This is a genomic window from Butyrivibrio fibrisolvens (assembly GCF_023206215.1).
GTDB lineage: Bacteria > Bacillota > Clostridia > Lachnospirales > Lachnospiraceae > Butyrivibrio > Butyrivibrio fibrisolvens_C.
In genome coordinates this window covers 3838856-3861061 of sequence record NZ_CP065800.1, presented here as the reverse complement: position 1 = coordinate 3861061, position 22206 = coordinate 3838856, and the positions used below count along the sequence as shown (strand labels likewise).

14 protein-coding genes and 1 tRNA gene are annotated in these 22206 nt (G+C 40.4%); 13 read left to right on the top strand and 2 right to left on the bottom strand.

Translation table 11 applies throughout. The features are described 5' to 3' along the window. Positions 1-93: 93 nt before the first annotated feature. Both radA and I7804_RS16190 read left to right on the top strand, forming a co-directional pair. A complete protein-coding gene (gene radA / locus I7804_RS16195; RefSeq protein WP_022753479.1) occupies positions 94-1482 on the top strand; it encodes a DNA repair protein RadA in 1389 nt (462 codons plus the stop codon). Between the two features lie 243 nt (positions 1483-1725). Beyond that, positions 1726-1797 (top strand) — tRNA-Trp (locus tag I7804_RS16190). 207 nt (positions 1798-2004) lie between these two features. On the opposite strand, the gene I7804_RS16185 is transcribed toward I7804_RS16190, so the two are convergent. Continuing rightward, entirely contained in the window at positions 2005-3093 is a 1089-nt protein-coding gene (locus tag I7804_RS16185) for a LacI family DNA-binding transcriptional regulator (RefSeq protein WP_022753480.1), read from the bottom strand. Positions 3094-3480: 387 nt separating this feature from the next. Between I7804_RS16185 and I7804_RS16180 the strand changes: the two genes are divergently transcribed. The 5 genes from I7804_RS16180 to I7804_RS16160 all read left to right on the top strand — a co-directional run bounded on the left by I7804_RS16180 (position 3481) and on the right by I7804_RS16160 (position 9856). Beyond that, on the top strand, positions 3481-4827 hold the full coding sequence (locus I7804_RS16180) for an extracellular solute-binding protein (RefSeq protein ID WP_248404180.1): 1347 nt from the start codon (positions 3481-3483) through the stop codon (positions 4825-4827). 83 nt (positions 4828-4910) lie between these two features. After that, positions 4911-6290: a carbohydrate ABC transporter permease gene (locus I7804_RS16175; RefSeq protein ID WP_248404179.1), complete on the top strand. Its 1380-nt coding sequence runs from the start codon at positions 4911-4913 to the stop codon at positions 6288-6290. Beyond that, entirely contained in the window at positions 6290-7159 is an 870-nt protein-coding gene (locus tag I7804_RS16170) for a sugar ABC transporter permease (protein ID WP_022753483.1), read from the top strand. The genes I7804_RS16175 and I7804_RS16170 overlap by 1 nt, the downstream gene beginning before the upstream one ends. A 179-nt stretch (positions 7160-7338) precedes the next feature. Continuing rightward, a complete protein-coding gene (locus tag I7804_RS16165) occupies positions 7339-8964 on the top strand; it encodes an alpha-amylase family glycosyl hydrolase (RefSeq protein WP_248404178.1) in 1626 nt (541 codons plus the stop codon). Positions 8965-9037: 73 nt separating this feature from the next. Then, entirely contained in the window at positions 9038-9856 is an 819-nt protein-coding gene (locus tag I7804_RS16160) for an HAD family hydrolase (RefSeq protein WP_248404177.1), read from the top strand. A gap of 77 nt (positions 9857-9933) precedes the next feature. Here the strand turns inward: I7804_RS16160 and I7804_RS16155 are convergent, their stop codons facing one another. Continuing rightward, a complete protein-coding gene (locus tag I7804_RS16155) occupies positions 9934-10482 on the bottom strand; it encodes a VanZ family protein (protein WP_022753486.1) in 549 nt (182 codons plus the stop codon). Positions 10483-10944: 462 nt separating this feature from the next. Between I7804_RS16155 and I7804_RS16150 the strand changes: the two genes are divergently transcribed. The 6 genes from I7804_RS16150 to I7804_RS16125 all read left to right on the top strand — a co-directional run bounded on the left by I7804_RS16150 (position 10945) and on the right by I7804_RS16125 (position 22191). Beyond that, on the top strand, positions 10945-11403 hold the full coding sequence (locus I7804_RS16150) for a DUF6508 domain-containing protein (RefSeq protein WP_022753487.1): 459 nt from the start codon (positions 10945-10947) through the stop codon (positions 11401-11403). 36 nt (positions 11404-11439) lie between these two features. Next, positions 11440-12081 (top strand): TetR/AcrR family transcriptional regulator, encoded by a 642-nt coding sequence (locus I7804_RS16145; RefSeq protein ID WP_027207746.1) that lies wholly within the window; start codon positions 11440-11442, stop codon positions 12079-12081. A 56-nt stretch (positions 12082-12137) separates the two neighbouring features. Then, positions 12138-15938 (top strand): phosphoribosylformylglycinamidine synthase, encoded by a 3801-nt coding sequence (locus I7804_RS16140; protein WP_248404176.1) that lies wholly within the window; start codon positions 12138-12140, stop codon positions 15936-15938. A gap of 94 nt (positions 15939-16032) precedes the next feature. After that, on the top strand, positions 16033-17262 hold the full coding sequence (locus I7804_RS16135) for a carbamoyl phosphate synthase small subunit (RefSeq protein WP_092045602.1): 1230 nt from the start codon (positions 16033-16035) through the stop codon (positions 17260-17262). A gap of 119 nt (positions 17263-17381) precedes the next feature. Beyond that, the gene (carB, locus tag I7804_RS16130; RefSeq protein ID WP_248404175.1) at positions 17382-20600 is read left to right on the top strand and encodes a carbamoyl-phosphate synthase large subunit; all 3219 of its coding nucleotides are present in this window, start codon (positions 17382-17384) and stop codon (positions 20598-20600) included. Positions 20601-20805: 205 nt separating this feature from the next. Next, complete coding sequence (locus I7804_RS16125) at positions 20806-22191, top strand: ATP-binding protein (protein WP_248404174.1); 1386 nt, start codon at positions 20806-20808, stop codon at positions 22189-22191. Positions 22192-22206: the final 15 nt, after the last annotated feature.

The window sequence follows — 22206 nt, the reverse complement described above, 5'->3', positions numbered from 1 at the left end:
GTGCTCTTTTGTTATGCGCAAGGCGTGGAGGCAGAGGGCCTATATTTATGTTAGAATTAAAGATAGTTATTGCAATGATCGGGGGACTTTTTTATGCCTGCTAAGATTAAAACAGCATTTTTTTGTCAGAACTGCGGATATGAATCATCTAAGTGGATGGGACAGTGTCCGTCATGTCATGAATGGAATACGATGGTTGAGGAGATGGTCAAGCCTGAGCCCAAGAATAAAAGAGTAGCACTTGGGAGTGGGATGTCTGTTCATGCAGCTTCATCTGTAGATGCTGCTCCAAAATCATTATCTCAGATAGAATTAGGTCAAGAAGACAGAAGTGATACACATATAGGTGAACTTAACAGAGTACTTGGAGGGGGACTTGTAAGAGGTTCCCTTACACTTGTGGGAGGAGATCCGGGAATAGGCAAGTCAACACTTCTTTTGCAGGTTGCCAGGAATATGTCTGATGACGGACATGCTATCTTGTATATATCAGGAGAGGAATCATTAAGGCAGATAAAGCTAAGAGCCAATCGTATCGGAACTTTTACAGATAATCTTAAGTTTTTGTGCGAGACCAACCTTTCTACAATAGAGGCGGTTATCACCAAGGATAAACCTGAGATAGTGATCATAGATTCTATTCAGACTATGTTCAATGAAGATGTATCATCCGCGCCGGGAAGCGTATCACAGGTAAGAGAGACAACGGCAGTTCTTCTTCGTATAGCCAAGAGCATGAATGTATCAATATTTATAGTAGGGCATGTCACCAAGGAAGGAACAGTAGCCGGTCCCAGAGTTCTTGAACATATGGTTGATACTGTGCTTTATTTTGAAGGTGATCGACATGCATCCTATAGGATACTTAGAGGAGTCAAGAACAGGTTCGGTTCGACCAATGAGATAGGTGTATTTGAAATGAGACAGGACGGTCTTGCAGAAGTTGCCAATCCGTCTGAATTCATGCTGGACGGAAGACCAGAAGATGCCAGCGGAAGCATAGTTACATGTTCAGTAGAAGGTACAAGGCCGATACTACTTGAGATACAGGCGCTTGTATGTCGTACAAGTTTTGGATTCCCAAGAAGGCAGGCCAATGGTACAGATTATAACAGAGTAAACCTCCTTATGGCTGTTCTTGAGAAAAGAGTCGGACTTCAGATGGCAGATTGCGATGCATATGTAAATCTTGCAGGAGGAATGAAGCTTCAGGAGCCTGCGCTAGACCTTGGAATATGCCTTGCGGTTATATCAAGCTTTAAGAATAAACCTATAGATTCATCTGTTGTTGCATTTGGTGAAGTGGGACTATCCGGAGAAGTCAGAAGCGTAAGTATGACTGAGCAAAGGGTTATGGAAGCTAAGAAGCTGGGATTTAAAACCATAATCCTTCCTAAAGCTTATGAGAATAAGCTCAAAGATACAAAAGGGCTTGAGATCATAGGCGTAAGATCACTTCAGGATGCAATGAAGATATTCTAACTGACATATGACTGACAATTACCCCTGGGGACGGAGTTAAGAGACTATTTGGCTTATTATTGGAAGTTTAAAAAAAGTCTCTTATCTTAGTCATCAAGGGTTATTTTGTAAAAGAAGAAACGTCATTAAATGTGCATAGAAACGATATAACGATTCTTTGAAAAATCTTCAAAAAACGCTTGCATACAGTAATATGCTTTGCTATAATTACTTTCGTTGACGGCGATAAGTCAGCAGAGCCAAAGGGGAATCATACAATGGCTAGTATCACGGTCTCCAAAACCGTTCATGGGAGTTCGAATCTCTCTTCCCCTGTTTCATAGAGTAACAGGTAAGCATCGGATGTTTCCGATGCTTTTTTATTACCATAAAAGTGCAGTTGTTAGAGAAATTAACTCTGACACCTGCACTTATTTTTATTGCCAAAAGAAGAACTTCATTAACAAAAAACTCTGGGGATGCAGTCTCCAGAGCTTAGAGCTCTATTTATTGACTACATCCTCAGAGGTCTTTTGCTAAATGTCATCTGATCTGTCTGTGCTGCTGGAACTGTGCATATAGTTCGGGATTAGCACTTATAACAGAATCTTTGTCCAAACTGTGGCGCTTTGCAAGTCTTGGCTTTGCAATAGCTGTTGATGATCTTACAGAAAGAGATGGTCTTAGCAGGTTCTTGGAAAGAGATATGTGTTCATTCATAGCTCTTAATATATAGAATCCGCATTTTCCGATTTCAATCCTGTCCTGTTTGACTGTTGTAAGTGGAGGATCAAGGTGCTGCGCCAGAGGAAGATCATCAAAACCAATAACACTTATATCTTCCGGAACTTTATAGCCGCTTCGCTTGCATTCTTCTATAACACCTGAAGCTATAAGGTCATTGCCGCACAGTATCGCTGTAGCGCCAAGATCCAAGAATGTAGGTACATGATAGTGAGCAGCATCCGCTACGAAATATCCATATACAGCAAGATTAGGATCTACCGGTAAGCGGTGACTTGACATGCTATCAAGATAAGCTATCATTCTAAGGTCGGATACCATTGATCCTCTCGAACCATCAAGAAAGGCTATTTTCTCATGCCCTAATTTGGTAAGGTGCTCTATAGCAATGGCGATGCCTTCTTCAGAATCTGTTCCTATATATCCGACATTGGGATTTTTCTCAATGAAGTTATCAAGAAGGACAGTACTAAAAGCTGTAGATTTGATCTGTTCCATCCAGGGATCTTCTAAAGAAAAACCAAGAAGAAACGCTCCCGAAAAACCATTGCCAAGCATGTAGGTATCATAATTTTCACTCACCTGAAATTCATGGCTTACCGGCTGTATTACAACTTCAAACTGTTCCTTATATGCAGCCTGTCTGAATCCGAGTACTATATCATAACCGAAGGTGCCTGTGGATTCATAATCCATGTTTTCTATAAAGATGCACAGACGTTTCTGACTCTGCCTTTTGGTCTTTCGACCGGTATATCCCATCTCGACAGCAGTTTCTAATACTTCCTGCCTTAGAGAAGCGCTGATGTCTTTGGCACCATTCAATCCTTTGGAAACGGTGCTGACTGAAATGCCAAGCTTATTGGCAATATCTTTTATGGTAGCCATGTTATCCTTTCATTTAGCCTATTTTCGCAAATACTTATGTAAAATCTCCAGAATATATAGAATAAAGCATAATACGAAAAACTGCAAATCATCCTTAATTCATCTTTTTACATTATAAGGTTACCAAAGAGCAAAAACAAGATAATACGAAAATAAACGAAAATTTTTTGAAAGATATGCAAAAATGGCGACTTGATAATTTGTATAATATGACGAATAAATAAATAACACGGTGGAAATATTGACAAATATCCACAAAGTGTGTTAAAACATAATTGTCAAACGAAAATTTCGGAAATTTTCGATTTTCTTGGTTTTGGGTATTATGCTTTAGAATTTGAGGTGCATTGGCACTTTAAATAAAAAGTTTAAAAAGGAGAGGAAAACATGAAAAAGAAAGTTTTAACCGTTTTACTGACACAGGCTCTCGTGGCTTCCATGCTTGTTGGTTGTGGTGGTTCAGGTACTGACAACAACGAGGGTGGCACTACAGACAACACACAAAGTACTGATAACTCAACAGATAATACACAGGCAACAGATGGCGATCAGAGCACTGCAGAAGCTCCTGCAATCGATTATGGTTCAGGTGAGATCACAATCTGGGTTGCTGAGAACGTAGTCGATCTTACACAGAAACTTGTTGATGATTTCGTAGCTTCCAACGATGCATATTCAGGATATGCCGGCAATATCACAGTAGAAGCTGTTGGCGAAGGTGATGCTGCTTCTAACATGATCACAGACGTATCCGGCGGTGCTGATATTTATGGATTCGCACAGGATCAGCTTACACGTCTTGTAGCAGCAGGTGCTCTTCAGCCTCTTAATGACAATATGACATCATGGGTTACTTCTAATAATGATGAAGGTGCTATCGGAGCAGCTACATCAGGTGATACTCTTTATGCATTCCCTATGACATCTGATAACGGATATTTCCTGTACTATGATAGCTCAGTAGTTACAGATCCTACATCTCTTGAGCAGATCATCGCTGATTGCGAAGCTGCTGGTAAGGGATTCTATGCTGATCTTGATTCTGCATGGTACAATGCAGCATTCTTCTTCGGTGCAGGATGTACATGTTCTTTTGAAACAGATAAAGACGGTAACTTCACAGGCGTTACAGCAGACTATGCTTCAGATGCTGGTCTTGTAGCTATCAAAGAGATGGCTGAGGTTGCTTCTTCTAAAGCATTTGTTGATGGCTCATCAGCTGGTGAAGCTACAAATGTAGGTGCTATCATCGATGGTACATGGGATAGCGCAGCTCTTGAAGATATGCTTGGTGACAACTATGCATGTGCAGCTCTTCCTTCATTTGAAGGTGTTGATGGACAGACATATCACCTTAGCGGATTCTCAGGCAACAAGCTTCTTGGTGTTAAGCCTCAGACAGAAGGCGGCAAGCTTGCTATGTGCTATGAGATAGCTAAGATGCTCACAGATACAGATGCTCAGCTTGAGAGATTCACAGCTCAGGGTTGGGGACCTTCAAACCTTGCAGCACAGGGTGATAGCAAAGTTCAGGCCAATGTAGCTCTTGCAGCTCTTCAGGAGCAGATGCCTTACATGATCCCTCAGGGTCAGTATCCTGGAGAATGGTGGGATCTTGCAGGTTCTCTTGGAGCAGACGTTGAGAACGGAACTCTTACAGTAGATTCTTCTGACGATGACTTCATGGCAGAGCTTAAGACACACGATGACACATGCGCTACACTTGTACAGTAAATAGCTGAATATTTGTTACAAATATCAGGTTGAATATTCAGGGGAGAGGTTTTCCTCTCCCTTGTTTTTTCGGGAGTGCTTTTATGGAAAAAAACAAAAACAATGTGCTAAGCATTATCGCAGGTAATATCAAAAATATTGGTGTTACTTTTAAAGAGGGAGATTGGAAAACAAGGCTTTCTTTCCTTATCATGGGATTTGGTCCTATTATGAGGAAATCCTTTGCAAGAGGAATCGCTTATCTTCTTATCGAAGTTGCTTTTATCGCATATATGGCAACCTCAGGCATAGCTAATCTGTCTAAATTATCAACACTTGGTACTGAAGAGACACATATGGATCCGAATACTTTCCTTACTACATATGGAGACAATTCGTTCCTTATACTTCTGTATGGTGTGCTTACAGCAGTACTGTGCGTACTTTTTATCACTTTCTGGAGAATGAATATCCAGGAAAATCAAAACGAAGAGAAGATCATTAAAAATGGAGGACATATTCCTACTTCTTCTCAGGATTTAAAATCACTATTGGATCAGAAATTTCATGCAACACTTCTTGCACTTCCCGTGCTGGGCGTTCTTGTATTTATGGTAGTGCCTATTATATTCATGATATGTGTTGCATTTACTAATTATGATTCCACCCATCAGGCTCCAAGTAAGCTCTTTACATGGGTTGGATTTGAGAACTTTACACAGCTTCTTAAATTTGGCGGCAACGGTATGGGATCTACCTTCACAACGATCCTTATCTGGACTCTGGTATGGGCTTTCTTTGCAACATTCTCCACATATTTTGGAGGAATCGCACTTGCTCTTCTTATTAACAAAAAAGGTGTAAAGTTCAAAAAGTTCTGGCGTACTATTTTCGTAATGACTATAGCTATTCCACAGTTTATATCTTTATTGTATGTATCCAAGATGTTTGCAGCTGATGGTCTTATTAATACATATTTTGTAAAATGGGGCATCTTCGAAAGATCTTATAACTTCTGGGCACATCCTATGACAGCCAGAGTCCTTATCATAGTGATCAATCTCTGGATAGGTATCCCTTATGTAATGCTCATGGCAACAGGACTTCTTATGAATATTCCTGCAGATCTTTATGAAAGTGCAAGAATTGACGGAGCAAGTCCATGGCAGATGTTTAGAAAGATCACAATGCCATATATGCTCTTTGTTACAGGACCTTACCTTCTTACATCATTTACAGGCAACCTCAATAACTTCAACGTTATATACCTTCTGTCAGGAGGCGGACCAACATCCATGCAGCTGTATGGAGGATCAGGTTATACCGACCTTCTTGTAACATGGCTTTACAAACTTGTTCTTAACAGCACCAACTACAAACTGGCAGCCTGTGTAGGTATTATTACTTTCGTTGTTGTTGCATTTACATCTCTTATTGCATATAGCAAACTGCCTTCAATTAAAGATGAGGAGGGATTCCAGTAATGGCTGAACCAAAATTACACAAACAACATAACGCTTTAGGTAATGCTATAGCGTATATACTTTTAGTAATACTTAGTATAATATGGCTGTTTCCTTTTGTATGTATCGTATTACAGAGTTTTAGAGCCCCGACTGAAGGCGGCGGAGGAATGGTAGCATATCTTATGCCAAAACAGTTCTCGCTTGACAGTTACAGATGGCTGTTTTCGGCAGATTCTAACTTTGTAAGATGGTTTGGAAACACATTCATCATTGCTTTCTTTATAGCAATCGGTCAGACCTGTTTTGTACTTATGGTTAGTTATGCGCTTTCACGTATAAGATTTGCAGGAAGAACACTTCTTATGAAGTTCTGGCTTATACTTGGAATGTTCCCGGGATTTTTATCCATGATCTGTCTGTATTTCCTTTTGAAAAATATAGGACTTACACAGGCAGGAGCTATTCCCGGCCTCATCCTTGTAGGTGTTGCAAGTTCTGGTATGGGATACTATGTATGCAAAGGATTTTTTGATACTATTCCTAAGACACTTGATGAGGCAGCAAGAATTGACGGAGCATCCCGCGCAAGGATATTCTTCACAATGCTCCTTCCTCTTTCAAAGCCTATCATCATCTATCAGGCACTTATTGCATTCATGGCACCATGGTGTGACTATATCTTCGCTTCATACATTGCCTTTGGTTACAGTAAGAGCTATAACGTAGCAGTTGGTCTCTATGACTGGGTCAACACCAATGACTATCAGGGATACTTCACAAGATTCTGTGCAGGCGGCGTTCTTATAGCAGTTCCTATCACAGCACTGTTCATGTCACTTCAGAAGTATTATGTAGAAGGTGTAACAGGCGGAGCAGTAAAGGGCTGATATTCATCTATATAAGTGAATGTTTTTTCAGCTTATTGATATCGATCCAAGAAGCTGAATACCTTTTGGCTTTTAAAGGCAGAGGCAGAATTATCTGTCTTTGCCTTTTTATTTCTTGAACGTAAATTACAAAAAACGCGCATTTTTTTTTACCGGCTTAGTAAATACAGAGGATTTATATGAAAAATACTTTGAGTATAATAAAGAAATTTTTGATATCAAACATTGTCATAGCACTGGCGGTATCAATGCTTGCAGGGTGTGGCAAAAAAGATGAAAGTGAAAAGCTCAATATCATAGATGATAATTACAGGAATTATTATGAGATATATGTACACTCATTTTATGATTCTAATGGAGATGGTATAGGTGATCTGAACGGGGTGACTCAAAAACTTGACTATCTCAAAGATCTTGGGATCAATGGCATATGGCTTATGCCTATAATGCCATCACCAACTTATCATAAATATGACGTTGTTGATTATATGGATATTGATTCTGAATATGGCACAATGGAGGATTTTGATAAGCTTGTAGAAGAGTGCCATAAAAGAGGAATAAACATTATCATTGATATGGTAATGAATCATTCTTCATCCCAAAATGAGTGGTTTGTAAAAGCCTGCGACTATCTTAGAACACTTAAGGAAGGTGAAGAGCCTGATAAGAACGTATGTCCATATGTATCTTATTACAATTTTTCCAAAGAAAAGAAAAATGAAGCCTGGTATAGCGTAGAAGGAACTGACTGGTACTACGAAGGTGTGTTCTGGTCTGAAATGCCGGATCTTAACCTTGAAGATGATAATCTAAGAAAAGAATTCGAGACTATATCTGATTTCTGGATAGAACATGGAGTTGACGGATACAGAATGGATGCAGCGATGCATTATGAGGATGATGATCAGGGCGCAACTCTTGAGATAATGAACTGGATATATAATTACTGCCTTTCCAAAAAGTCAGACTTTTATATGGTATCAGAAGTCTGGGCCAATAAGGCGACAATTGCAGCTTTTTATAAGAGCATGACTCCCAGTATGTTCAATTTTGCAGCAGCAGGAGCTGAGGGAACGATTGAGAAAGCTGCAAGGGGACAGCTATCTGCTGATGGCCTTGTAAATGCAATGATTGATTATCAGACTACATATTCTGCGTCCAATCCTGATTATATCGATGCTCCTTTTATCACCAATCATGACCAGGTCAGGGTAGCCAACAATCTAAACTGTGATGCGGGTGATATGAAGATGGCTGCAGGAATACTCATGACTATGAGCGGAAGTACTTTTATATATTATGGCGAAGAAATCGGTATGAAGAGTCAGGGCAAGGATGATCCTAACAAAAGACTTCCTATGAACTGGTCCTATACAGATCCTACGGGAGTATGCGATGTCCCTGAAGGCGCTGACAATGATGTAGAGCAGTCGTTTGAGGCAGTAGATGCGCAGCTTGGGGATGAGATGTCCTTACTAAACTACTATAAGAGGGCATTAAAGCTTAGAAACATGAACCCTGAGATTGCCAGAGGAACTATCACAAGAGAAGATGATCTATGCAGCGACTCTTATGCAGCTATAAAGAAGACCTGGACAAGAGATGATGAAACGGGCACGACAGTGACGTCAGCAGTCATAATCTTATATAACACATCAGATGAAGCAGTAGTAGTCGACCTGACAGCTGATGAGTATAAAGAACTGACTATAGCAGGATATCTGACACTTGATGATGCTCCAATATCAATAGACAATGGCAAGGTAACAATGCCGCCCCAGTCTATATGTGTGTTTAGATAAAAAGTTATGATCCATATGTACAACTGATACCATGCGACAATGCGCCGCATATACGCGAAAGGATTAGTTATATATGAAATTAAAATATGACAATTATATTTTTGACTTATATGGAACTTTGATAGATATACACACTGATGAGAGTAGTCCGAAGTTTTGGAAAAAGATTACCGAATTTTATTCATGTTATGGAGCAGATTATACCCCGGAACAGCTGCAGCAGACCTATTTTGATCTTGTAAGACAGCAGGAACATGAACTTGCCTATAAACTGGCAATAAGCTTCCCTGAGATAGAGCTTGAGAGAGTCTTTGTAAAGCTTCTGCTAAAAGCTCCTTTTCATCATGAGACATATAGCTCTGTATATCAAATGAATGAGGAAGAGCTTGTGCATAGTCAGTGGGTTCAGGATCTGTCCAATATGTTCAGGATATTATCAAGAGACAGGCTTAAGGTATATCCGGGAGTTATCGACACTCTAAAGACAATTCAAAAAGAAGGCGGAAGGATATTCCTTTTATCCAATGCCCAGGGCCTTTTTACAAGACCTGAGCTGGAGATAACCGGCCTCGCAGGGTATTTTGATGATATTTATATCTCTTCTGAGAATCAAATGAAAAAGCCCCAGCCCCAGTTTATGAAAAAGCTCCTGGATGAGCAGCAGATCACAGCATCAAGCGCTGTTATGATAGGCAATGATTTTCAAAGTGATATAGGAATTGCTGCAGCCTGCAAAGTTGATAGTATATTCCTTAATACAGATGGCCTTAGCCAGCTTGAGATGCGTGCCAGATTATCAAGAGTAACAGATGACTATTACAAAGGCTATAAACCGGAGATAGTAATGTCCGGCGATATCAGGGAAATTCTTGATATATGCACTGATAATTAATTAACTGATTGAAACTTCGCACTTGCCAAACATCGGCGCTGTCTCAAATGATGGCTCATGTTTGGCAAGTGCGAAGTTTATGCAGCTTTTTGCTCCTCGTATTCTTCTGAGAGAGATCTGAATACAGTCTTACGTCCTATAAATCCTATTATCCTAACTATGATAACTCCGGCTATGATGCCTATGGAATCGATGGCTACATCTCGAAGCTGTGGTGATCTTCCATATGAAAATGACTGATGATACTCGTCGAGGAAAGCGTATAATACACAGAACAAAGTAGCCAGGAAAGATAACTTAAATCCTCTTATCTTATATACATATAGAGGCAGGGAAACTGACATTGCAAGAAGGAAATACTCTGTAATGTGAGCTGCCTTTCTGATATAAAACTGGTTGTTTAAAGCATAGTTTGCAATCTGACTTGATGACAGGTCCAGAGCGAATAGGTTGTTGATTAGATCATAAAAATGAAATCCAACATCATAACTTAAAGAACTTGATTCTGTACCGCTCTGACCTGAAAAAGAATAGATCAGGTACATCATCACAAGTGCAGGAACAAATGATAGTGGTTTAAGTGTGTATCTTAATGTGTATTTGATATACATTCGTAAATATTTCATAGTTAACCTCATTATTATCTGGTGTACTGACTTATTCATATTTGATCAAATATGAATGAGTCAGTACACCAAGGATATAAATATCTATAAATCTTCTTGTAAGATAAGTCAAGTTGGAGATTATCATCCTAAATTACGATCATAACATATTGATATTAAGTATAGATAATCATTATAATCTATAGTATAGGGGCGAAACATAAAACTAACTTAAAATGGGACTTATATTAAGATTGTTTGCTAGCGTTGCCCAGGATATGAGGTTGTACTTGAAAGGCAGTAGGTTTGAAAATGGCAACTTGATGACGTTTTAGAACGTTTGTTCAAAAATATCATCGAAAATGGCAAAATATTTGGAGAATCGCACTCTGTACAATTTGTGACACTGTTGTTATAATTTATCAGAATTGCGGAGTTGCGTTGTTTTGTAACTATCATTACTAAAAAAATGAGGTGAAGAACATGGCAGATGTAACTGAGAATAGCCCGCAGGATATTGTTAACCGTTATCGTGGTATGGTAGAGACTCTATCTAAGTATTTGAAGTGGTTCAAAGAAAATGATAGCAAAGCAGTCGATCAGAAGTATAATGGATCGAATATGGATACTACCATGATATTTCCGGTATATGATTCTACAGTCCTTTCTTTTGTAAAGGATGCGCAGGCTTCCGGTCTTATGGACCGCAATTATGTGTATTTATATAGTAGGAAGAATCTAAAAACCTGGAAAGACGAACTTGAATATATATCAAATGTAGACATTATGCATTTGGACGATGTCAATCGTATTTTATCTAAGTATGTTCTGGGTGGACAGGTCAAAGCCGGAATGTGGTCAGAAGCTGTTCAGCATGGGATCTTTGAACATGCTGTCAGGAAGATGCAGGAACTTATTGAATTGTGGGATCATGAGAACTGATCCCGTAGTAGAACGCTTTTTCATGCGGGGAGAAGTATGGGAGCCAAGGCAAGCAGAACTGAAAAGCATATTTTAGCTAAGGCTAGGGAGATTTTTTCCAAAAAAGGCTTTAAGAATGTTACTATGCAGGATATCGTAGATGCCTGCGATATAAGTCGTGGTGGATTATATCTTCATTTTTCAAGTGTCGAAGATATATTCCTGGCTGTTCTTAAAGCAGAAGATTCTATTGGATCAGATAACGAAGCTTCTTCTGAGAATGTTGAAGGCGAAGGTGACTATTTAGATGGCATCAGTGTCAGCACTAAACTTTCTGCATCTGACAGATTTGCAGCATTTTTGAAGGAGCAGAAACGCTTTATCCTTCGCAGAAAAGACGGTCTTAGTCTTGCTCTTATGGAATACTATTCTGGTCACAATTCATCCCCTGACAACAATTATATTAAGGGTCGTTTTGACGATTGCGTTCACACCATCGAAGAGATTGTTTCTGATGGTGCTTTAAGTGGCGAATTTGAGTGTGAGGATGTAGCTGGTTTTGCCAGAAATCTTGCATACGTATTGGAAGGACTTAAGACTATGGCAACAGTTGTATCTATATCTGAACAGACTGTGGACAAGGAGATGTTTTATATTCTGCAGGGCATTGTACCTGTAGATCAATATATTAATAATTAATGAAAATGTGCTTCGAAATTCGGAGCACATTTTTTTAAAAAAGAAAGAGGAGAATTATGGTCAGAAGAGTCTATGTAGAAAAAAAGAAACCTTTTGCAGGCAAGGCAAAAGACCTGCGACATGAGATAAGAAGGTATCTTGGTATCATGTCATGCGAGGATGTTCGCGTACTTATAAGATACGATATTGAGAACGTATCTGATGAGGTATTTGAGAAGGCTTGTACTACAGTTTTTTCAGAGCCTCCTGTTGATATACTTTACAGAGAGTCTTTTGACGTTAATGAAGGTGAGCGCGTATTCAGCGTTCAGGCCCTTCCCGGACAGTTCGACCAAAGAGCTGACTCAGCTGAGCAGTGCGTCCGCTTTATACGAGGCGAAGAAGAGCCTATCATCAGAAGCGCTGATACATATGTGATCATAGGCAATGTATCTGACGAGGAGCTTGATAAGATCAAAGAGTATGTTGTAAACCCTGTAGATTCTCGTATAGTAGATGAGACCAAGGCTGATACTCTTGCAACCACATATCCTGAGCCTGAAGATGTCAAGATCTTCGATGGCTTCAAGGATATGAGTCAGGAAGAGCTTAGAAAGCTCTATGATTCACTTGGACTTGCCATGACTTTCAAGGATTTTGAATGGATCCAGACTTATTTCCATGATGAGGAAAAAAGAGATCCTTCCGTTACAGAGATCCGTGTTCTTGATACATACTGGTCTGATCACTGCCGTCATACAACATTCGGCACTGAGCTTAAGACTATAACATTTGGCGAAGGCGATTACAAAAAGCCTATCGAGAATGCATATAATGAATACCTTATCGCACGTGATGAGCTCTACGCTGATCCTGCTAAGAAAAAAGAGAAGTTCATCTCCCTTATGGATCTTGCTCTTGTAGGAATGAAGAAGCTCAAAAAAGACGGTAAGCTCACAGATATGGAAGAATCTGAAGAGAACAATGCCTGTACAGTAGTAGTTCCTGTAGAAGTTGATTACGGTCAGGGCAAGACAACTGAGAACTGGCTTGTATTCTTCAAGAATGAAACACACAACCATCCTACAGAGATCGAGCCTTTCGGCGGCGCTGCAACATGTCTTGGCGGTGCTATCCGTGATCCGCTTTCAGGAAGAGGTTATGTATATCAGGCAATGCGTGTAACAGGTGCTGCAGATCCTACAGTTCCTGTATCCCAGACTCTTAAAGGTAAGCTCTCACAGAAGAAGCTCGTAAGAGGCGCTGCTCAGGGATATTCATCCTATGGTAACCAGATAGGTCTTGCTACAGGATATGTTAAGGAAATATATCACCCTAACTACGTAGCTAAGAGAATGGAAATCGGTGCTGTTATGGGCGCTGCTCCTCAGGCCAATGTAATGCGTAAGAGCTCAGACCCGGGAGATATCATCGTACTTCTTGGCGGACGCACAGGCCGCGATGGAATAGGAGGAGCTACAGGATCTTCCAAGGCTCATACAAATGCCTCACTTACAACATGCGGAGCTGAGGTTCAGAAGGGTAATGCTCCTACAGAGCGTAAACTTCAGAGACTCTTTAGAAGAAAAGAAGTATCATCCATCATCAAGAAGTGTAACGACTTTGGTGCAGGCGGTGTATCAGTAGCAATCGGCGAACTTGCAGATGGTCTTGATGTAAATCTTGATCTTGTACCTAAGAAATATGCAGGTCTTGATGGAACAGAGCTTGCTATATCAGAGTCTCAGGAGCGTATGGCAGTAGTGGTTGATCCTAAGGATGTCGATCAGTTCCTTGCATATGCAGCAGAAGAGAACCTTGAAGCTGTAAAGGTGGCGGTAGTAACCAAGGAACCTCGTCTTGTACTTAACTGGAGAGGCAAGAAGATAGTAGATATCTCCAGAGCATTCCTTAATACTAATGGTGCTCACCAGGAGACAGATGTAGAAGTGGAGATTCCTTCAAAGGCAGATAACTATTTTAACAAGGTTGCTTGTGAGAAAGCTGGCGAAGCTCTTTCAAAGGGCGATGTAAAGGCTGCATTCCTTGAGGAGATGAAAGACCTTAACGTATGTTCTCAGAAGGGTCTTGTAGAAAGATTTGACTCATCTATCGGAGCTGCAACGGTTGAAATGCCTTATGGTGGTAAATACCAGCTTACAGAGACTCAGAACATGATAGCAAAGCTTCCTGTTCTTGATGGCGAAAGCGATACAGTAACAATGATGGCTTACGGATTTGATCCATATCTTTCATCCTGGAGCCCATATCACGGCGCTGTATATGCAGTAACAGAGTCTGTAGCAAGAATCGTAGCAGGCGGCGGCGAAGTTAAAGACCTTCACTTCACATTCCAGGAGTATTTCAAGAGAATGACAGAAGATCCAAAGAGATGGTCACAGCCATTTACAGCTCTTCTTGGTGCTCTTGATGCTCAGCTTGGATTTGGCAAGGCTTCAATAGGTGGTAAGGACTCTATGTCAGGATCATTTAATGACATCAACGTACCACCAACACTTGTATCCTTCGCTGTAGATGTAGCAAAGCTTTCAGATGTTGTAACACCTGAACTTAAGGCAGCAGGAGATAAGCTTGTAGAAGTAAGAATCGCAAGAGATGAATATGATCTTCCTGTATATGAGAAAGTTATTGCTCTTTACAATAAGGTTTCAGAGCTTATGAAGAGCGGCGTTATAAAGTCTGCTTATGCTCTTGACGGATACGGAATCGCTGCAGCAGCTGCAAAGATGTCCTTTGGTAACAAGCTTGGAGTAGCATTTGATGATGCTGTAAGTGCAAAAGATCTTTTTGCAAACGGAATGTGTAATCTCCTTGTAGAAGTTTCTGAAGCAGACCTTTCCAAGGTACTCGAAGTTGAAGGCGCAAGACTTGTAGGAAGCGTAACAAGCGAAAATGTCTTCACAGTAGAAGGCATCAAGGTAGACGGTGAGGAGCTTCTTAGCGCATGGACAGGAACACTTGAAAAGGTATTCCCTTCAAAAGCAGGAGATGACGAGACTGTTATCGAAACAAAGCTTTATGATACAAAAGATATATATGTATGCAAGAACAAAGTTGCAAAGCCTACAGTATTCATTCCTGTATTCCCGGGAAGTAACTGTGAGTACGACTCTGCAGCAGCTTTTAAGGCAGCAGGCGCTGATGTAGATATCAAGATATTCAGAAACCAGAATGCACAGGATATCTACGAATCAGTTGAAGAGTTTGAAAAGTCAATTGAAAAGGCACAGATCATCATGTTCCCAGGCGGATTCTCAGCAGGCGATGAACCGGATGGATCAGCTAAGTTCTTTGCAACAGCATTCCAGAATGCTAAGATCAAAGAAGCTGTAGAAAAGCTCCTCAACGAAAGAGACGGACTTGTACTTGGTATCTGTAACGGATTCCAGGCTGTCATCAAGCTTGGACTTGTACCAAACGGCAAGATCACAGGTCAGAACGTAGATTCACCTACACTGACATTCAATACAATAGGACGTCACATCTCCAAGATGGCATACCTCAAGGTTGTATCCAATAAGAGCCCATGGCTCCAGGAAGCAAAGCTTGGCGGAGTATATACAAACCCTGCTTCACACGGTGAAGGAAGATTCGTTGCTCCTGAAAATGTTATTGATGATCTGTTTGCAAACGGTCAGGTTGCATTCCAGTACTGCGATGTAGATGGCAACATCTCTATGGACAGCGAATGGAACATCAACGGATCCTACAGAGCTATCGAAGGTATCACATCTCCTGACGGAAGATGTCTTGGTAAGATGTGCCATGCAGAGCGTCGTGGCAAGGGCGTAGCTGTTAATATCTACGGTGAGCAGGATCTTAAGATCTTTAAGTCAGGTGTAGAGTACTTTAAGTAATCAGATATCCTTCGGGCTCTTACAGGGTCCGAAGGTTAACTTTAGTAAAGACAATTATTTTCTTCTTTTTAGAAGCGGAAGGGACAGATAGTTTATGAAAAAAGCCTTTTTAATCCTTGAAGACGGAACAGTGTTTGAAGGACAGGCAATTGGCGCTGATAAGGAAGTTGTCAGTGAGATAGTATTTAATACAACTATGGCAGGCTACACAGAAGTATTTACCGATCCTTCATATGCAGGTCAGGCGGTATGCATGACATATCCTCTTATCGGTAACTACGGAGTATGCCTTGACGATATGGAATCCGAGAGAATCTGGCTTGACGGCATCATAGTCAGAGAACTCTCTGAGGTAGCATCAAACTTCAGATGTGATATGACTTTGGAAGAGTTCCTTGTAAGGTATGATATTCCCGGAGTACAGGGAATCGATACAAGAAAGCTTACAAGAATCCTTCGTGAAAAGGGAACCATGAATGGCGTCATCACAACTAATGAAAACTACAACCTTGATGAGCTGATCAAGAAGATGAAAGCTTATACAACAAAAGGCGTGGTTGAGAAGGTTTCCTGCAAAGAAAAGTATGAGGTTAAGGGCGCAAGAGACCTTTCTGATAACGGACCTGTATCAGGAAGTGCTGTATTTAACGAGGATAACTATAAAGCAGATCTTGCGGGAGATCACTCAAAGAGAGAAAAGAAGCCTTCACTTGTAAGAACACTTAACGGCATAAAGGCAGACGGAACCCACCTTAAGGTAGCTCTTCTTGATGTAGGAGCCAAGTACAATATAGCAGGCTCACTTGCGGCAAGAGGATGTGATGTAACAGTATATCCATATAATACAAGTGCAGAAGAGATCCTTGCCGGAAATCCTGACGGAATAATGCTTTCTAACGGCCCCGGAGATCCAAAGGACTGTGAATCAGTAATTAAGGAAGTTAAAAAGCTCTATGATTCAGATGTTCCGATCTTTGCTATCTGTCTTGGCCATCAGCTCATGGCGCTTGCAACAGGAACAGATACACATAAGCTCAAGTATGGTCACAGAGGTGGTAACCATCCTGTCAAAGAGCTTGCTACAGGCAAGGTTTACATCAGTTCTCAGAACCACGGCTACGTAGTAGATACTGATAAGCTTGATCCTAAAGTTGCAGTACCTGCCTATGTAAATGTTAACGATGGCACTAATGAAGGACTTAGATATACAGGCAAGAATATATACACTGTCCAGTTCCATCCCGAAGCCAGCGCAGGCCCTCAGGATACGGGAACACTTTTTGACAGCTTTATACACATGATGACAGATGGAATGTTTAGCTAAGATCAGATGAAATGCGGGAACATTTTTTATCTGAAAATATGACCTGATAAAAAGTGTTGTAAAAACTATTGATCGTCAGCTGTTTAAATCATATATAGGAATTGAAAGGAAGTTATTAAATGCCTAAGAATAAAGATGTCAAAAAAGTTTTGGTCATTGGCTCCGGCCCAATAGTAATAGGTCAGGCAGCAGAGTTCGACTATGCCGGTACACAGGCTTGTCGTTCACTTAAAGAAGAGGGAATTGAAGTAGTACTTGTTAACTCAAACCCTGCTACTATCATGACAGACCGCGACATTGCAGACGAAGTTTATATAGAGCCTCTTACAGTCAAGGTTCTGGAACAGATCATAGAAAAAGAAAAACCGGATTCAATCCTTCCTACACTTGGTGGTCAGGCAGGACTTAACCTTGGTATGGAACTTGCAGAATCAGGATTCCTTGATAAGCACGGAGTCAAGCTCCTTGGAACAACTGCTGAGACTATCAAGAAGGCAGAAGACCGTCAGGAATTCAAGGACACCATGGAAAAAATCGGTGAGCCCTGCGCAGCTTCTCTTGTAGTAACAGATGTGGAATCCGGCGTAGAGTTTGCAAGAAAGATCGGATACCCGGTAGTACTAAGGCCTGCCTTCACTCTTGGAGGATCAGGCGGCGGTATCGCTCACAACCAGGTAGAGCTTGAAGATATTCTTGCTAACGGACTTAGACTTTCACGTGTACATGAAGTACTTGTAGAAAGATGTATCTCAGGATGGAAGGAAATCGAGTACGAAGTAATCCGTGACTCAAACGGTAACTGCATCACAGTATGTAACATGGAGAACATTGACCCTGTTGGTGTTCACACAGGTGACTCAATAGTAGTTGCTCCTTCTCAGACACTTACTGACAAAGAGTATCAGATGCTCAGAAGCTCTGCTCTTAATATCATCAATGAGCTTGAGATCACAGGTGGATGTAACGTGCAGTTTGCACTTCACCCTACATCTTTTGAGTACTGTGTAATCGAAGTTAACCCTCGTGTAAGCCGTTCATCAGCGCTTGCATCTAAGGCTACAGGTTATCCTATCGCCAAGGTTGCAGCCAAGATCGCACTTGGCTATACACTTGATGAGATCCCGAATGCTATCACAGGTAAGACTTATGCTTCATTCGAGCCTGCACTTGACTACTGCGTGCTGAAGTTCCCAAGACTTCCATTTGATAAGTTCATCACAGCTAAGAGAACTCTCTCAACTCAGATGAAGGCTACAGGTGAAGTTATGTCCATCTGCACCAACTTCGAAGGTGCCATGATGAAGGCTATAAGATCACTTGAGCAGCATGTAGACTCACTTACAAGCTATGACTTTACAGAACTTTCTGATGAAGATCTTGCAGAAGATCTTAAGAAAGTTGATGATATGCGTATCTGGCGTATAGCAGAAGCTTTGAGAAGAGGCGTAAGCTACGAAGAGATCCATGATATATCTCAGATTGATATATGGTTTATCAATAAGATAGATAATCTTGTAAAGGTAGAGAAGGCTATTAAGGCTGAAGGTAAGAATCTTTCAGTAGATACACTTCTTAAAGCCAAGAGACTTGAGTATCCTGATAACGTAATTGCAGAGTATACGGGCCTAACAATAGATGAAGTCAAAGAGCTTCGATACAAGAACAATATCGTTGCATCCTACAAGCTCGTAGATACCTGCGCAGCAGAATTTGAAGCTCAGACACCATACTACTATTCAGTATATGATGGACCTGATTCTGAGGATGAAGCAGCACTTAAGAGAACTGACAAAAAGAAGATCCTGGTACTTGGTTCGGGTCCTATCAGAATCGGTCAGGGTATTGAGTTCGACTACTGCTCAGTACATGCTACATGGGCATTTAAGAAAGCCGGATTTGAGACTATCATCATCAACAATAACCCTGAGACAGTATCAACAGACTTCGATATAGCAGATAAGCTCTATTTCGAGCCTCTTACACCTGAAGATGTTGAGAATATAGTACGTCTTGAAAAGCCAGACGGAGCTGTAGTTCAGTTTGGTGGTCAGACTGCTATCAAGCTTACTCAGGATCTTATGAAGATGGGTGTTAAGATCTACGGAACTGATGCAAAAGACGTAGATGCAGCAGAAGATAGAGAGATCTTCGATGAGATCCTTGAAAAGACTCAGATAAAGCGTGCGGAAGGTGCTACAGTATATACAGCAGAAGAAGCCAAGGAAGTAGCTAACAGACTTGGATATCCTGTACTTGTACGTCCTTCATATGTACTTGGCGGTCAGGGAATGCAGATAGCACTTTCTGATCAGGAGATAGAAGAGTTCATGAACATCATCAACAGATATGCTCAGGATCATCCTATCCTTGTAGATAAGTATCTTCAGGGTATTGAGACAGAGGTTGACGCTGTATGCGACGGCGAAGATATCGTAATCCCAGGTATCATGGAGCATATCGAAAGATCAGGTGTTCACTCAGGTGACTCTATATCAGTATATCCTTCCCAGTCCCTGTCCCAGAAGGTTAAGGATACTATCGCAGAGTATACAAAGAGACTTGCTAAGGCCCTTAATGTAATAGGTCTTATCAATGTTCAGTTTATAGCAGTTGGAGATGAAGTATACATCATCGAGGCTAACCCAAGATCATCCCGTACTGTTCCATACATCAGTAAAGTAACAGGTATACCGATAGTAGACCTTGCAGCACAGGTTATGATGGGTAAGAAGCTTAAAGATCTTGGCTATACACCGGGACTTCAGCCGGAAGCATCACATGTAGCTATCAAGATGCCTGTATTCTCCTTCGAGAAGATAAGAGGTGCTGAGATCAGCCTTGGACCTGAGATGAAGTCAACAGGTGAGTGTCTTGGTATAAGCACAAACTTCAAAGAAGCTCTGTACAAGGCTTTCCTTGGAGCAGGAGTATCACTTCCCAAACACAAGCAGATGATCATCACAGTTAAGGATGCCGATAAGGGCGAGATCATCGATATCGCAAGACGCTATGAGAAGCTTGGATATATCATCTATGCTACACTTGGAACAGCAGATGTCCTGAACCAGAACGGCGTCAAGGCACGTAAGGTCAACAACATCCACCAGGAATCACCTACAGTCATGGACCTTATCCTCGGCCACAAGATCGACCTTGTAATCGATACACCTACTCAGGGACGTGACAAGAGCCGTGACGGATTCCTTATCCGCCGTACTGCCATAGAGACAGGTGTAAATGTTATCACAGCTCTTGATACAGCTAAGGCACTGGTATCCAGTCTTGAGAATGCGTATAACGAAGAAGGTCTTGAGCTTGTAGATATCGCTAAGATCTGAAAATTATAAATGATTGTTTTAACAAGGGGCTGCTATGCAGCCCCTTAATTAGTATATGAACAGCGCAAAGCATAAACTTTTATTCAATAGGAAATAGCTATTTTTGCTTGAAAGTTGGTGTATTTATATATATAATGATTTTACCGAAATAGATTTAGGCGAAATTAACTTCGGCAAAAATGATTTCGCCTTATGGAGGTGCTGTATGAAGGATATATTTAGAGGTAGAACAACAGAATTAAGAATTCTTGATAAGAAATTTAAACAGAGTGGTTTTGTAATGACAGTTCTATATGGGCGCCGTCGAATTGGCAAGACGAAACTTATTAATAAATTTATGCATGATCATGATTGCAAGAGTATATCTTTCACAGCAGTTGAAAGAGGTGAGGCAGAGTTATTATCTTTGATGACAGAATCTGTTTTAAACGCCTTGTCACCGGAATTAGTAGGAACTATAAGCTTTAATAGTTTTGAAAATTTATTTGATTACATAGGAAAGCAAGCGGAAAAGGAAAGAATCGTATTTTTTATAGATGAATATCCTTATCTGGCAAAACAGTGCCCTTATATTCAATCTGTTCTTCAGAAGCAGATTGATACAAAGTGGAAAAAAGGCAATCTGTTTTTTATAATATGCGGCTCATTAGTCAGTTTTATGAAGGATGAAGTATTAGCAGAATCAGCTCCTTTACATGGACGAAGCGACTTGGAATTAAAGTTACGTCCTTTTAATTATATTGAAACGGCAGAATTTCTGGATGGATATACTAATGAAGAAAAGGCTATTTGCTATGGGCTAACAAATGGTGTTGCAAAGTATATCGAGCAGTTTGATGTAAATGAATCTTTGGAAGAAAATATAATAGACCAGTTTTATTCTGTTGGTGGATATTTTTCGGAAGAGCAAATTAAAACTGTAGTTAGCAATGATAAAAAAAATCCGGCATTATATAATTCCATTATTTCTGCAGTAGCAACTGGACACACAAAAAATAGTGAAATTGCATCGTATGTTGGCGTCGATGAAGTGACTTATCCATTAAAAGTGCTAGTTAATGCGGAATTGCTGGAAAGACGAGTTGTAAAAAAACCTTATTACATTCTTAATGATAGTATGCTTGAATTCTGGTTCCGATATGTAAATAGAGCAACAAGTCTTATAAATGCAGATAATGGTGAAGCATATTTCCATTCAGCGGTAAAAGATCATTTACATGATTTTATGGGGAAAGTATTTGAAAAAATGGCTAAGGAATATCTTTTATCGCATGCAGGTGTAGATGATTTTCCTATTCTTACAGATATTACAGATTACCAGGATATAGTATTAGATGAAAACAGGAAACAAAAGCAAATTGAAATAGATTTACTAGGAAAAAATGGAAAACAAATTATTCTAGTTGGAGAATGCAAATTTAAAAATTCTCAGTTTGACAAAGCTGAATATGAAAAGCTATTGGATAAAATAAAATATATTCCTTCAAACAATCCTGTAATATGCGTGTTTTCTCTTGGTGGATTTTCAGATTATGTGAAAGAGAATGCAAGTGCTTTCAAATTGATCACATTGGACGATATGTATAAATAACTCAAACTTCGCACA